Below are 14,036 nucleotides of genomic sequence, written 5' to 3'. Positions count from 1 at the left end.
CCGGCCGGAGGCTGGGGGCGTGCGTGCCCGGACGCCGCTGCCCCGGGCTGATCCACATGACACGCCCTAGAGGTCCAGGACGAGGGTCTCGCCCTCGGCGGCCCGGGAGACGCAGGGCAGCAGGGCGCCGGCGGCGCGCTGCTCGGGGGTGAGGCGGCGGTCGCGGTGGTCGGCGGTGCCGGCCAGCAGCCGGACCTCGCAGGTGCCGCAGAAGCCCTGGTGGCAGGAGTACGGCAGGTCGGGCCGCGCCTCCCGGAGCACGTCCAGGGCCGAGCGGTCGGCGGGGACGTCCAGGGCCGGGCCGTCCGCGCCGAGGCGGACGGCGAACGGCTCGCCGTCGGTGATCGGGGCGGCGCCGAACCGTTCGAAGTGCAGGGCCCCGGCCGGCGATCCGTCCAGCGCCCGCTGGACGGCGGCCAGCATCGGGGCCGGGCCGCAGCAGTAGACGGCGGCGCCGCGCGGGGCGTACGCCAGCAGCTCGGCTCCGGTGGGCACGCCGTGCTCGTCGTCGGTGCGCAGGTGCACCCGGTGCGGGTCGAGGGCCCGCAGCGCCTCCGCGTAGGGGAGGGTGTCGGCGCTGCGGCCGACGTGGACGAGGTGCCAGTCCAGGCCGTGGCGCCGGGCCTCGTGGACCATCGGCAGCAGCGGGGTGATCCCGATGCCGCCGGCCAGCAGCAGGACGGCCGGCTCGGCGCAGAAGGCGAAGCCGTTGCGCGGGCGGCGGGCGGTGAGGCGGGCGCCGGGGTGCAGCTCGGCGTGGACCTCGACCGACCCGCCGCCGCCCCCGGGCAGCCGGCGGACGGCGATCCGGTAGGCGGTGCGGTCGGCCGGGTCCCCGCAGAGCGAGTAGTGGCGCTCGCGGCCCGAGGGCAACGCGAGGCGCAGGTGCGCGCCGGGCTGCCAGGGCGGGAGCGCTCCCCCGGAGGGGTCGCCGAGCAGCAGCTCGACCACGTCGGTGGCGATCACCCGGCGGGCGGTGACGACGAGTTGCAGCGGCGGGGTGGGGCGGCCGAGCGGGCGCCGGGGGTTGCGGCGCAGCAGCGGACCGCCCAGGGCGGGGCTGTAGCGGTCGCCGAAGGCGGTGAGGCGCCGCATGAACCGGTCCGCGTGGGGGCGGCCGTAGAGGTCCGGGGGCGGGTTGTGCAGGTCCATCCGGGCGACTCTCCTGGCGTCAGTGGGCGGCGGCGCGGGCGGCCGGGGAGGTGGCGAGGTAACCGAGGGCCTGGCTGGACGAGCCCTCCTGGGTGGGGTGGTAGCCGGGCCGCAGGTAGCGCAGGCCGGAGCGGAGCGAACGGACCGGGTCGGGCAGCAGGCCGCGCTTGGCGAGCCGGTGCGCCTCGCGCCAGCTGGGGCGGAGCCGGCCGTCCAGGGTGGGGTCGGCGGCCAGCAGGAAGCGGGCCCCGCGCACCCAGAGGTGGACCAGCAGCGGCCCGGAGACGGCCATGCCGCGGACCCGGCGGCCGTAGCCGGGGTCGAGGTGGACCATCAGGTCGTAGGCGACGCTGCGGTGCTCGACCTCCTCGGCGCCGTGCCAGCGCAGCAGGTCCAGCATCGTCGGGTCGGCCTTCGCCCGGTCCAGGCCCGGGGAGTTGAGCGCCCAGTTGCCCAGGAAGGCGGTGAAGTGCTCGATCGCGGCGACGAAGGCGACCCGCTCGATGATGTTCTCGCGCTGCCGCACGGGCGGCAGGCCGGGCTTCTCCCCGAGGACGCGCTGGAACAGCCAGGTGATCTGGCGGACGTAGGGGCGCGGGTCGAGGCCCTGGGCGAGCAGGTGGTCCAGCACCTCCTGGTGGGCCTCGGCGTGGATGGCCTCCTGGCCGATGAAGCCCAGGACCTCCTCGCGCAGTTGGTCGTCCCGGATCAGCGGCAGCGCGTCCTTGAACACCTTGACGAACCAGCGCTCGCCCTCCGGGAGCAGGAGGTGCAGGACGTTGATGACGTGGGTGGCCATCGGCTCGTCCGGGATCCAGTGCAGCGGCAGCCCGGCCCAGTCGAAGCGGACGTCCCGGGGCTCCAGGACGAGGCTGTCGTGGACCCGGGCGGCGGGGGCGGCGACGGCGGGAACGGGTGTGGTGGTGCGGGGCATGGAGGCCCTCCTGACCTGGGGGCGGGGTGGCTCGGCTCGCGCGGCTCCAGGCAACTTACTCGCGGGTAGAGCCTGCTACAAGGGGTTCGGCACCTCTTATCGACATCGTGTCTAATAGGTGATGTGCACCGGGCGGCGGCCCGGGAAACGCGAAAGCCCCGCCGAATCCGACGGGGCTTGCGGGCGCGGCCGAGCGCGGCCGGTCAGGGCGGGTCACGGCCGGCCAGGACGGCGCGCGGCCGGTCAGACCGGCTCACGACCGGCCGGGACGGCGCACGGCCGGGACCGCGGGGTCAGACCGCCATCGCGAGCATCAGCGGCGCCGCCCGGGCGGCCAGCAGCTCGGCGGCCGCCTTGAGCCGGTGCACGTTGCCGACCGGCATCGAGGTGGCCAGGCAGCCGACCGTGCTCCCCGCCGTCACCGGCACGGCGGCGCAGACGGTGCCGAGCGCGTACTCCTGGATGTCCAGCACCGGCACGGTGGCCGGCTGGCGCTCCAGACGGTGCATCAACTGGTCGGCGTCGACGACCGTCCGCGAGGTGAGCCGGGCGACCGGGTGGCGGGAGAGGTGGTCCCGGCGGGCGTCGTGGTCGAGCTGGCTGAGCAGGCACTTGCCGATCGCGCTGGCGTGCGCGGTGGCCCGGAAGTCCACCCACTCCTGCACGGCCGGCGCGTGCTCGCCGGCGGCCACCGCCTCCACCGACAACTCGCCGTCGTGGTAGCGGGTGAAGTACACCGCCGCGCCCAACTCGTCCCGCAGCTCGGCGAGCTTGCGGTCCAGCCGGGCCCGCACCAGCTGCTCCCGGTTGCGCTGCCCGAGCAGCGCGAAGGTGCCGCCGAGCACCCAACCACCGTCCTGGCACTGGAGGTAGCCCTCGATCTCCAGGATCTCGGCGAGCCGGCGGACGGTCGGCAGGCCCAGGGACGTCTCCCGGGCGAGGGAGACCAGGGTGGCACCGCCGGGGTGCCGGTCGACGGCCTCCAGCAGTCTGAGGGCGTGCTGCAGGGAGGTGAACGGACCGGGCACGCCCTGGTCCAGCGTGGCGTGGCGACCCGGGGCTGGTGTCGACATGTCGTCCCCTTCCGATGTCCCCCACGGAGTTACCCGCGGGTGTTCTCCAGCCTAACCACCCCGGGGCCCCGGCAGTTGCCGCTCCGCGGATATTCGTGCAGGTACGGTAAAAGAACTTGACCGGCACGGGTACGGGGTGATGGGCGCGGACAGCACAACGGCCCCTCCCCCACTGCCCTGGGGGGAGAGGCTCGGTGTGCGGCCGCCGGGGTGCGGGCCCCGGCGGCCGGTGAGGGTGGTTCGGAAGGGGACGGTGGGTCAGCCCTCGTCGCCGGCGCGGAGCTTGGCGACGGCGGCCTCCAGGCGGGCGCCGTACTCCTCGTCGGCCGCGTGGAAGTGGGCGAGGTTCTTCTCGACGATGTCGTCGCGCGAGACCTGCGCCAGGAAGCCGGCGATGTTGTCGATCAGGCGGGTCTTCTCGCCGGCCGACATCAGCCGGTAGAGCTCGCCGGCCTGGAAGAAGTCGTCGTCCTTGGTGTGGGCCGGCGTGGTGTAGGTGCCGGTGTGGCCGTTGACCGCGACCGGCGCGGCGAGCGCGCTGTCGGTCTGGGCCGGGCCGTCGTACGAGTTGGGCTCGTAGTTCTTGCCGCGGCCGGACTTGTTGACGGCGGCGAAGCCGTCACGGCCGTAGTTGTTCGCCTCGGTCGCCCGGGGGGCGTTGACGGCGAGCAGGGTGTGGTTGACGCCGAGGCGGTAGCGCTGGGCGTCCGCGTAGGCGAACAGGCGGCCCTGGAGCATCTTGTCCGGGGACGGGCCGATGCCGGGCACGAAGTTGTTGGGCGAGAACGCGGACTGCTCGACGTCGGCGAAGACGTTCTCCGGGTTCCGGTTCAGCACCAGGCGGCCGACCTTGACCAGCGGGTAGTCGGCGTGCGGCCACACCTTGGTGAGGTCGAAGGGGTTGAAGCGGTAGTCCGCGGCCTCGGCGACCGGCATCAGCTGGACGTAGAGCGTCCAGCTCGGGAACACGCCGCGCTCGATGGCCTGGTGCAGGTCGCGCTGGTGGCTGTCGGCGTCGGCGCCGAGCACCTCGGCGGACTGGCCGCCGTCCAGCGAGCGGATGCCCTGGTTGGTCTTGAAGTGGTACTTCACCCAGAAGGCGTCGCCCTGCTCGTTGACCCACTGGTAGGTGTGCGAGCCGTAGCCGTTCATGTGGCGGTAGGAGGCCGGGATGCCGCGGTCGCCGAAGAGCCAGGTGATCTGGTGGGTGGAGGCCGGCGAGTGGGCCCAGAAGTCCCAGACGTTGTCGGCCTCCTGGACGCCCGTGAACGGGTCGCGCTTCTGCGAGTGGATGAAGTCCGGGAACTTGATCGGGTCCTTGATGAAGAACACCGGGGTGTTGTTCCCGACGAGGTCGTAGTTGCCCTCCTCGGTGTAGAACTTCAGCGCGAAGCCGCGCGGGTCGCGCACCGCGTCGCTGGAGCCCAGGTTGCCCGCCACGGTGGAGAAGCGCAGGAACAGCTCGGTGCGCTTGCCGACCTCGGAGAGGAAGGCGGCCCGGGTGTACTGCGAGACCTCGTCGGTGACCTCGAAGTAGCCGTAGGCGCCGGAGCCCCGGGCGTGCACGACGCGCTCCGGGATGCGCTCGCGGTTGAACCGGGCCAGCTTCTCCAGGAGCTGCTGGTCCTGGATGAGCAGCGGGCCGTACTCGCCGGCCGAGGCCGAGTTCTGGTTGTCGGCGACGGGCGCGCCGGACTCCGTGGTCAGGATCTTGGACATGGAGGGTCCTTCAGGGTCGATAAGGCGTGCGTGGAGAGAGGGGTGACGGCGGTTCAGATGCCGAGCAGGCGCCAGACGGCCGAGCGGCGGCGGGAGGAGTGCTCGCCGTCCGGTCCGTCGCCCGGCCGCAGCGCGGCGACGGCGGCGGTGGCCGCGGCCCGGTCCGCCAGCGGGCGGGCGGCGGTGAGCGCGGCGGCCTCCTCGCCGGTGAGACCGGCCTCGGTGAGCGCGGCGACGGCCTCGGCGGCCGGGACGGCGTCGAACCAGCGCAGTGCGAGGGCCGCGCGGCCGGCCTCGGTCAGGCGGCCGGTGAGGCGCAGGCGGGCGAGGCCGCCGTCCGGGTGGACGTTGATCCGCACATGGGTCACCGGGCGGCCGACGTCGAGCCGGAAGCGGTGCCGGGTGTCGGGCTGGAGGCGGGTGCGGGGCAGGATCTCGAACCAGCCGTCACGGTCGGCGCCGGGATCTCCGCCGGCCGAGGCGTCGTAGCCGGCCAGGTCGGCCCAGCCGGGGGCGTTGGCGACGAAGTGGGTGGTATCCACCTCGGCGGCCAGGACCTCGCCGCCCCCGGCCAGGGCGATCTGCACCCAGTCGTTGGCCTTGTCGCGCCGACGCCGGGTCTCCCAGCCCTCGCCCATGACGGAGGCGCGACCGGGAGCGTTCAGGTTGTGCGGGGAGGAGAAGTAGCGGTCGGACGCCGCCTCGGCCACGCCGCCGTACTCCTGGGCGGCCAGGTCGAAGGTGAGGCCGTCCAGCTCGCGCGGGTCGGGCAGCACCTCGCCGTGCACCCGCAGCCGGGCGACCCCGCCGTCCGGGAAGATGTTGAGGCGCACGTGGGTGAAGCGGGTGTCGTTGCGTATCGCGAACTCGTGCGCGGTGTTGCCCTGGAGCGGGGTGCGCGGCAGCAGTTCGACCCACTCGGCCGCCGCGAGCTCGGCCGGCGACGGGTGCCCGGGGACGGCGGCGGCCTCGACCGAGGCGCTCTCCGGGTAGTTGCCGGTGAAGTGCGCGGTGTCGACGATCAGACCGCGGATCACGCCGCCGACGCCGAGCCGGACGACCGCCCAGTCGTGGTCCTCGTCCGTGGGGTGCGGCTGGTCGGCGCCGACGCCGCGGCGGCGCCTGGACTCCCAGCCGTCCATGATCTGGCCCTTGTGGCCGAAGGTGTGCGCACGGAACTCGGCGGGCTTGGCGACCAGCAGGTTCTCCGCGTCCGCGAAGGTGTCCTCGTTGGTGGCGACGACGCCCGCGCCGAGCAGCCGCGACGCCAGGTCGACCAGCTCGGTGAACGGGGCGCTCGGGGTGTTGACGGTGCTCACTGGGTCTCCTGGTGACGCGTGATCAGGCGGCCGAAGGGCTCGGCGGCGGTGTCGACCACCCGGCCGCGCAGCCAGGTGGTGCGGACGGCGCCGGTCAGCGTGCGGCCCGCGTAGGGGGTGACGGGGTTGCGGTGGTGCAGCTCGGCGGCGTGCACCGCGAACGCGCCGTCGGGGTCGAAGGCGACCAGGTCGGCGTCGTGGCCGACCGCGATGGCGCCCTTGGTGCCGGTGAGGCCGACCAGGGCGGCCGGGCCGCTCGCCATCCAGCGGACCACGTCGGACAGGGTGTGGCCGCGGCGGCGGGCTTCCGTCCAGATCGCCGGCAGGCCGAGCTGGAGGGAGGCGATGCCGCCCCAGGCGGCCGCGAAGTCGCCGCTGCCGCCGAACTCGGGCAGCAGCTTGAGGTCCGGGGTGGAGGGCGAGTGGTCCGAGACGACCGCGATGAACTCCCCGGCGGCCAGGGCCGCCCAGAGCGCGTCGCGGTTGGCCTCGTCGCGGATCGGCGGACAGCACTTGAACGCGGTGTCGCCGTCCGGCACCTCCTCGGCCGCCAGGGTGAGGTAGTGCGGGCAGGTCTCGGCGGTCACCCGGACGCCGTCCGCGCGGGCCTGGCGCAGCAGCGGCAGCACCGCGGCGGAGGAGACGTGCAGGATGTGGACCCGGGCGCCGGTGCGCCGGGCGGTGTCGAGCAGCCGGGCGACGGCCGCGGTCTCGGCGCCGTCGGGGCGGGAGGCGAGGAAGTCGCGGTAGTGCACGCCGGGTTGCTGGGGGGCCGCGGCGAGCACGGCCGGGTCCTCGGCGTGGATGATCGCCAGCGCGCCGATCCGGGCCTGCTCGGCCAGCGCGGCCTCCAGGTCGGCCTGCTCGACGTGCGGGAACTCGTCCACCCCGGACGGGGCCAGGAAGCTCTTGAAGCCGAACACGCCCGCGCGGTGCAGTGGTTCGAGGTCCGGGACGTTGCCGGGGACGGCGCCGCCCCAGAAGCCGAGGTCGACCCAGGCCTGGCCCTCGGCGGTCTTCCGCTTGGCCTCCAGGCCGTCCACCGTGGTGGTGGGCGGGATCGAGTTGAGCGGCATGTCGATGATCGTGGTGACGCCGCCGGCGGCCGCGGCCCGGGTGGCGGTGGCGAAGCCCTCCCACTCGGTCCGGCCGGGCTCGTTGACGTGCACGTGGGTGTCGACCAGACCGGGGAGCAGGGCGGTGTCGCCGAGGTCGGTCACCGGCCGGTCGCCGGCCGGGAGCGTGCCGTGCTCGGCGATCCGCTCGATCGTCCCGTTCCGGATCAGCACGTCGGCGGGACGCTCGCCGTCCGGCAGGACGACCCGGCGGGAGCGGATCACCACCTCGCTGAAGGACGCCTCGCTGGGGGGCATGGGGGACCTCCGAAACCTGGGTACGAGTGGGGTGTGCCGAAGGAATGCCCGGAGCCTAGGGCCGCCTTCAACAAAACGTCAATGTAGGAAGATACGAGAGCCGGACGGCCGCTCAGCCGCTCAGCAGCGCGGCCGCGAGCCGCTCCCCCGCGACCTCGGCCAGCTCCGCCGCCCGGGTCATGCTGTCCCCCGGCTGTTCGGCCAGGTCGGTGAGCGCGTAGGCGGCGGCGAAGCCGGCCGCCCGCCACTCGCGCTCCGACAGCTCCAGCCGTCCGGCCACAGCGGCCACCCGAACCCCCGCCCGGGTGGCCGCCGCGGCAACTCCGGCGGGCGCCTTGCCGTGGAGCGTCTGAGCGTCCAGGCAGCCCTCGCCGGTCACGACGAGGCGTGCCCCACGCACGGCCTCGTCGAAACCCAGCAGTTCGAGCATCAACTCGATGCCGGGTCGCATGGTGGCGCCGAGCAGGGCGAGGGCGGCGAAGCCCACCCCGCCCGCGGCCCCGGCGCCGGGGGCCTCCCGGTAGTCCCGGCCGACGGCCGCGCCGACCACGTCGGCGAAGCGGGCCAGCCCCTCCTCCAGGACGACCAGGTCGTCGCCGTCGGCGCCCTTCTGCGGCCCGTAGACGGCGGTCGCGCCGCGCGGGCCGAGCAGCGGGTTGTCCACGTCGCAGGCCACCACGACCTCGACGCCGGTGAGCACGTCCGCCACCGGTCCGAGGTCGATCCGGGCCAGCTTGCGCAGCGCCCCGCCGCCGGGCGGCAGCTCGCCGCCGTCGGCGTCCTGCAGGCCGACGCCGAGCGCCTGGACCATGCCCGCGCCGCCGTCGGTGCAGGCGCTGCCGCCGAGGCCGAGCACGATCCGCTTGGCCCCCAGGCCCACCGCCCGGCCGATCAGCTGGCCGACCCCGTAGGAGCCGGCCGCGAGCGGGGCGGTCCGGCCGCCGGGGAGCCTGGCCAGCCCGGAGGACTGCGCCAGCTCGACCACGGCGGTGTCGCCCCGGACGGCGAGCGCGGCGTCCACCGGCAGACCGGTGGGGCCGGCCACCTTGGCCGGGATCCGGGTGAACCCGGCCGCCAGCGCGGCGGCCAGGGTGCCCTCGCCGCCGTCGGCGACGGGCAGTTCGCGGATCTCGACACCGGGTGCGGCACGGCGGATGCCGGCGGCGATCCGGGCGGCGACCTCGGCGCCCTCCAGGGTGCCCTTGAACTTGTCGGGAGCTACGACCACATGGCCCTGGGTGGGGGTGGCGGGCATGGTGCGGGCCTCACTTCCGGACGGTTCTGGCGCTGGTTCGTCAAGCATGTGCCCCGTGGGGCCGGGGTGCGGCCCCCTCCCCGCCGTTCCCCTCGTCCCGCTTCCGACGTACGAGAGGCTCCCCTCGGCGAGGGAGGGGGCCGGGCGGCGCGTCGGCACGACCGAAGTGCCCCCGACAGGGAGTGCGCGCCGCCGTTTGGTCGATCGGCAGGAGGCGGATGAGCCCCGGCCCGCCTGCCGATCGGGTCTGGCCTCCTGGTGGCGCGGGCACGACCGGATAGGTACACGCCACCAGGAGGAGTCAGTGGTACCGCGAGATCTAGACCTCGCGGCCGGAGAGCCGCTCGACGCCGCGCAGCAGCGCCGAGTGGTCCAGCGAACCGTCGCCGTTGGCACGGGCGGAGGCGACCAGCTGGGCGACCACGGCGCCGACCGGCAGCGCGGCGCCCACGGCGCGGGCCGCGTCGGTGACGATGCCCATGTCCTTGTGGTGCAGGTCGATCCGGAAGCCCGGCGCGAACTCGCGGTTCAGCATGTTCGCCTTCTTGCGGTTCAGCACGGTGGAGCCGGCCAGGCCGCCACCGAGCACGTCCAGCGCCGCGGCGAGGTCGACACCGGCGTTCTCCAGGAACACCACGGCCTCGGCCAGCACCTGGATGTTGACGGCGACGATCAGCTGGTTGGCGGCCTTGACGGTCTGGCCGGCGCCGGCCGGGCCGACGTGGACGACCGTGGTGCCCAGCACGTCGAACAGCGGCTTGGCCTCGGCGAAGTCCTCGGCCGCGCCACCGACCATGATCGACAGCACCGCCTCGACGGCGCCGGCCTCGCCACCGGAGACCGGGGCGTCCAGGGTACGGACGCCCTTCTCCTTGGCGGCGGCCTCCACCTTGATCGAGGTCTGCGGGGTGATGCTCGACATGTCGATGACGAGCGTGCCGGGCTGCACGTTCTCCAGCACACCGCCCTCGCCCAGGACGGCCTGCTCGACGTGCGGGTCGGCCGGGACCATGGTGATGACGACCTCGGCGTCCTTCACCGCGTCCGCGATGCTGCTCGCACCGTGGCCGCCGGCCGCGACCAGGGCGTCGATCTGCGGCTGGGTGAGGTTGTAGCCGGTGACGTGGTGGCCGGCCTTGACGAGGTTGGCGGCCATCGGGCTGCCCATGATGCCGAGGCCGATGAAGGCGATCTTGCGGCTCATCGCGTCGTTCCTTTGTACGTGGAGGGGTGGGGTCGGGGGCTACTTCGCGGCGCGGTGCTCGCGCGGCAGCCACTCGAAGGCGTCGGCGCCGACTCCGCCGGCCGGGCGGTACTCCAGGCCGATCCGGCCGGTGTAGCCGGCGGCGGTCAGCCGGGCGAAGAGGTCCTCGAAGTCCAGCTCGCCGGTGCCGGGCTCGTTGCGGCCGGGGGTGTCGGCGATCTGGACGTGGCCGAAGCGGTCGGCGTAGGTGTCGATGACGGCCGCCAGGTCCTCGCCGTTGCGGGCCAGGTGGTAGAGGTCGCAGAGGAACTTCGCGTTGCCCAGGCCGGTCGCGGCGTTGACCTTGTCGACGACCTCGACCGCGGCGGCGGCGGAGACCAGCGGGTAGTCCGGGGACTCCGGCTTGTTCAGCGCCTCGATCAGCAGGACCGCGCCGATCTCGTGGGCGGCCTTCGCGGCGACGACGAGGTTCTCCAGCGCGAGCGCGTCCTGCTCGGCCGGGTCCACGCCCTCGATCCGGTTGCCGTAGAGCGCGTTGAGCGCCGTGGTGCCGAGCGAGGCGGCCAGCCCGGCCGCGACCGGGACGTTGGCGCGGAAGCGCTCCTTCTCGGCCGGGACCGAAACGGTGCCGCGGGCGCCCTTGGTGAGGTCGTCCAGGAAGTTGAGGCCGGTGAGCTGCACGCCGGCGTCGCCGAAGGCCTTGCGGAGCGCGTCCTGCTCGGCCTCGGACGGGGCGTGCTCCTCGCCGAACGGCCACCACAGCTCGGCGGCGGTGAAGCCGGCGGCGGCAGCGGCGGCCGGGCGCTCCAGGAGCGGGAGCTCACCGAACAGGATCGACAGGTTGACGGTGAAGCTGTGCGCGGCGGCGGCAGTCACGTCAATCACCTCACATCTCTCTTCCGTCTGTCCGCAACTTCCACGATCCGGAAGAGCGATTCTGCTTGGTGGAAGCATGTCCGGCCCGTCGAGCGAGTGTCAAGAGCGCCGCAACAATTTGTTGAAGAGGCCGAAACCGACCCCCCGCCCGGCGGCCGCCCTGTTCGATCGACCAGCCTCCGACCGTCCGATGACCGGGCGCACCCCCGCTCGCTACAGTGAGCAGGTGCGATTGATGGTGGAGTTCACGACAGAACCGTTCGAACTGGACACGTTCCCGGAGCACGCCGTGGCGGCCCGGAAGGTGGTCGACGAGGCCGGCCTGGCCGTCGCGGTCGGCCCCTTCGGAACCGGCGCGGAGGGCGAGGCCGACCAGGTCCTGGCCGCCGTGACCAAGCTGCTCCGGGAGACCCTGGACGCCGGCGCGACCCGGATCTCGGTCCAGGTCAGCGTGCTCGGCGAGGGGGGCGGTACGCCGTGACCGAGCACGTGGACCACCCGCTCGCCGCGGCCGTGAAGCCACTGCTGGACGCCGTCGGCGCGACGCCCGTACCACTGGCGGAGGCGAAGGCCGAGGACGTCCTGCTGGAGTGGGAGGGCGTCCCGGCCCTGGCCGTCCGGCTGCCGCACCTGAGCAGTGCGCTGGACCGGCTGCTGGCCGAGATGACCCGCCAGTTCGACGGCCGCCCGCTGGCCGAGCTGGACCGCTGGGAGAAGCAGCGCGTGGTCGCCCTGCTGGAGGAGCGGGGCGCCTTCACCGTCCGCCACGGGGTGGAGACGGTCGCCTCGGCGCTCGGCGTGAGCCGCTTCACCGTGTACAACTACCTCAACCGCCAGGACGGTACGAAGTCCGGCTGAGCCTGCGACACCCCGGTCCCGCCGAGGCGGCCGACCGGGTGTGCCCCGCCGGCCCGGCCAGTCTTCACCAGCCCCCGGCGGGGCACACTTGTCTCATCGCACACGAAACGGCCCGGCAACCGGGGGCGGTTCAAAACGTAACCACCAACCGTTCAACAAAGTGTTGACGGCCCGGTTGGGTGGATCTAGCTTGTGCGGGTGGCACCACTCTTCAGGAGGTCCACCCGTGACCAACCACCCCCACACCCTTGACGCCCTGGCGGCGGCCGACGCCGCCGAGCTGCGAGGGATCCTGCTGGAGGTCTGCTCCAGCCCCACCTGGGCCGACGCCGTGGCGTCGGCCCGGCCCTGGTCCGACCGCACGGCCCTGCTCGACGCCAACGCGTCGGCCATGGCCGCACTGACGGTCGCCGACCTGCACGACGCGATGGCCGGCCACGCCCGGATCGGCACGCCCAAGGCGGGCGACGCCACCTCCGAGCGCGAACAGGCCGGCATCCGGGGAGTGGGCACCGCACTCCTCGACGAGCTGCACGAGGCCAACGCCGCCTACGAGGCCAAGTTCGGCCACGTGTTCCTGATCTGCGCCACCGGCCGCACCGCGGACACCATGCTCGCCGCCCTGCGGGAGCGCTACCCCAACGACACCGCCGCCGAGGCGGAGATCGTCCGGGGCGAGCTGCGCAAGATCAACGACATTCGGATCAACCGCCTGCTCAACGAGAACTGACGTCTCGTCACGTAGGTTCGACGCATCGTCACACCTGCCATCAGTAAGGTCACTTCACCCATGACTGGCATCTCCACCCACGTGCTCGACACCAGCCTCGGCCGCCCGGCCGAGGGTGTCCCGGTCGAGCTCGCACTGCACACCGAGGGTGGCTGGAAGGTGCTCGGCACCTCCGCCACGGACTCCGACGGCCGGGCCAAGGACCTGCCGGCCGCGGAGGCGGGCTCGGTCGTCCGGCTGCTCTTCGACACCACCGCGTACTACGCGCGCACGTCGCAGGAGCCGCCGTTCTTCCCCGAGGTCTCGATCGTCTTCACGGTCGCGCCCGCGCAGCACCACTACCACGTGCCGCTGCTGCTGAACCCGTTCGGATACTCGGTCTACCGCGGAAGCTAGACCGCTTGATTGATTGGGAGCCTGTCATGGCCCACGTGCTCGGTCAGAACCAGTACGGCAAGGCGGAGAACCGCATCGTCCGCGTCTACCGTGACAGCACCCGTCACGAGATCAAGGACCTGAACGTCTCGGTCGCCCTCTCCGGCGACCTCGACGACGTCCACCTCACCGGCTCGAACGCCAACTGCCTGCCCACCGACACCACCAAGAACACCGTCTTCGCCTTCGCGAAGGAGTACGGGATCGAGTCCGCGGAGCAGTTCGGCATCACGCTGGCACGCCACTTCGTGGACAACAACGAGCCGATCCACCGCGCCCGGATCCGGATCGAGGAGTACACCTGGGACCGGATCCGGACGCCGGACAACTCGGCCCGCTTCATCGGCTCCGAGGAGGTCGGCCACTCCTTCGTCCGCCAGGGCCAGGAGACCAGGACCAGCGAGATCGTCTACGACGGCGAGACCGTGCAGGTCATCTCGGGCCTCAAGGACCTCGTGGTGATGAACTCCACCAACTCCGAGTTCTGGGGCTACATCAAGGACAAGTACACCACCCTCCAGGAGGCCTACGACCGCATCCTCGCCACCCAGGTGACGGCGCGCTGGAAGTACGGCTTCGACGGCCGGGACGGCGAGGCCCAGCCCAACTGGAACCGCTCCTACACCCATGTGAAGCGGCACCTCCTGGAGGCGTTCGCCGAGACCTACTCCTACTCGCTGCAGCAGACCCTGCACTCGATGGGCACCCGGGTCCTGAACAACCGCGCCGAGGTGGACGAGGTACGCCTGGAGCTGCCCAACAAGCACCACTTCCTGGTCGACCTGGAGCCGTTCGGCCTCAAGAACGACAACGAGGTCTACTACGCCGCCGACCGGATGTACGGCCTGATCGAGGGCACCGTGCACCGCGAGGGCGTCGTCCCGGTGATCCCGCTCGCCTGACCCGCCCCCACCCATGAACCCCGCCCGGCATCACCGCACCCTCCGGCCTCCCACGGCCGGCTGGTGCCGGACGGTCCGCAGTACCCGCAACTCCTGCACCAGAAGTTTCTCCACCCCCCACCCACCGGAGATCGTGCCCGCCTCGCGGCGGCCGGCCCGGGGTGCTGGAGAAGCGTCCCGAGGGATCCTTGCTCCGCCGTCCCGCC

Annotated in this window: 13 protein-coding genes and 1 pseudogene; 5 read left to right on the top strand and 9 right to left on the bottom strand. The window is 73.1% G+C overall.

The window, feature by feature from the left end; genetic code table 11:
• Window positions 1-66 precede the first annotated feature (66 nt).
• From ACWDRR_RS08360 to ACWDRR_RS08320, 9 genes and pseudogenes are all read right to left on the bottom strand, one after another.
• Window positions 67-1,152: a PDR/VanB family oxidoreductase gene (locus ACWDRR_RS08360; protein ID WP_449771374.1), complete on the bottom strand. Its 1,086-nt coding sequence runs from the start codon at window positions 1,150-1,152 to the stop codon at window positions 67-69.
• 19 nt (window positions 1,153-1,171) lie between these two features.
• Window positions 1,172-2,086 carry a metal-dependent hydrolase gene (locus tag ACWDRR_RS08355; RefSeq protein ID WP_449771373.1) on the bottom strand — a complete coding sequence of 305 codons (915 nt, stop codon included), beginning with the start codon at window positions 2,084-2,086 and terminating at the stop codon, window positions 1,172-1,174.
• Between the two features lie 293 nt (window positions 2,087-2,379).
• A complete protein-coding gene (locus tag ACWDRR_RS08350) occupies window positions 2,380-3,159 on the bottom strand; it encodes an IclR family transcriptional regulator (protein WP_449771372.1) in 780 nt (259 codons plus the stop codon).
• Between the two features lie 258 nt (window positions 3,160-3,417).
• Window positions 3,418-4,878: a catalase gene (locus ACWDRR_RS08345; protein WP_449771371.1), complete on the bottom strand. Its 1,461-nt coding sequence runs from the start codon at window positions 4,876-4,878 to the stop codon at window positions 3,418-3,420.
• Between the two features lie 266 nt (window positions 4,879-5,144).
• Window positions 5,145-6,272 (bottom strand): annotated as a pseudogene (gene alc / locus ACWDRR_RS08340) (allantoicase); the annotation flags it as partial.
• The gene (gene allB, locus ACWDRR_RS08335; protein ID WP_449771370.1) at window positions 6,194-7,570 is read right to left on the bottom strand and encodes an allantoinase AllB; all 1,377 of its coding nucleotides are present in this window, start codon (window positions 7,568-7,570) and stop codon (window positions 6,194-6,196) included. The pseudogene alc and the gene allB, both read right to left, overlap by 79 nt.
• Window positions 7,571-7,682: 112 nt before the next feature.
• Window positions 7,683-8,825: a glycerate kinase gene (locus ACWDRR_RS08330; protein ID WP_449771369.1), complete on the bottom strand. Its 1,143-nt coding sequence runs from the start codon at window positions 8,823-8,825 to the stop codon at window positions 7,683-7,685.
• A gap of 319 nt (window positions 8,826-9,144) precedes the next feature.
• Window positions 9,145-10,029: a 2-hydroxy-3-oxopropionate reductase gene (locus ACWDRR_RS08325; RefSeq protein WP_449771368.1), complete on the bottom strand. Its 885-nt coding sequence runs from the start codon at window positions 10,027-10,029 to the stop codon at window positions 9,145-9,147.
• Between the two features lie 39 nt (window positions 10,030-10,068).
• The gene (locus tag ACWDRR_RS08320) at window positions 10,069-10,914 is read right to left on the bottom strand and encodes a TIM barrel protein (RefSeq protein ID WP_449771367.1); all 846 of its coding nucleotides are present in this window, start codon (window positions 10,912-10,914) and stop codon (window positions 10,069-10,071) included.
• Window positions 10,915-11,140: 226 nt separating this feature from the next.
• Here ACWDRR_RS08320 and ACWDRR_RS08315 point away from each other — a divergent pair, with 226 nt between their 5' ends.
• The 5 genes from ACWDRR_RS08315 (at window position 11,141) to pucL (ending at window position 13,830) form a co-directional block, all read left to right on the top strand.
• Window positions 11,141-11,386 carry a thiamine-binding protein gene (locus ACWDRR_RS08315; protein ID WP_449771465.1) on the top strand — a complete coding sequence of 82 codons (246 nt, stop codon included), beginning with the start codon at window positions 11,141-11,143 and terminating at the stop codon, window positions 11,384-11,386.
• The gene (locus ACWDRR_RS08310; RefSeq protein WP_449771366.1) at window positions 11,383-11,763 is read left to right on the top strand and encodes a helix-turn-helix domain-containing protein; all 381 of its coding nucleotides are present in this window, start codon (window positions 11,383-11,385) and stop codon (window positions 11,761-11,763) included. Before ACWDRR_RS08315 ends, ACWDRR_RS08310 begins: the two co-directional genes overlap by 4 nt.
• Window positions 11,764-11,989: 226 nt before the next feature.
• A complete protein-coding gene (gene uraD, locus ACWDRR_RS08305) occupies window positions 11,990-12,493 on the top strand; it encodes a 2-oxo-4-hydroxy-4-carboxy-5-ureidoimidazoline decarboxylase (protein ID WP_449771365.1) in 504 nt (167 codons plus the stop codon).
• Between the two features lie 60 nt (window positions 12,494-12,553).
• Window positions 12,554-12,889 (top strand): hydroxyisourate hydrolase, encoded by a 336-nt coding sequence (gene uraH, locus ACWDRR_RS08300; RefSeq protein ID WP_387887513.1) that lies wholly within the window; start codon window positions 12,554-12,556, stop codon window positions 12,887-12,889.
• 26 nt (window positions 12,890-12,915) lie between these two features.
• On the top strand, window positions 12,916-13,830 hold the full coding sequence (gene pucL, locus ACWDRR_RS08295; protein ID WP_449771364.1) for a factor-independent urate hydroxylase: 915 nt from the start codon (window positions 12,916-12,918) through the stop codon (window positions 13,828-13,830).
• Window positions 13,831-14,036 lie beyond the last annotated feature (206 nt).

It is taken from the genome of Kitasatospora sp. NPDC003701 (genome assembly GCF_053587085.1).
Note: the sequence above shows the minus strand (reverse complement) of the source record. Positions and strands in the feature narration are given on the sequence as shown.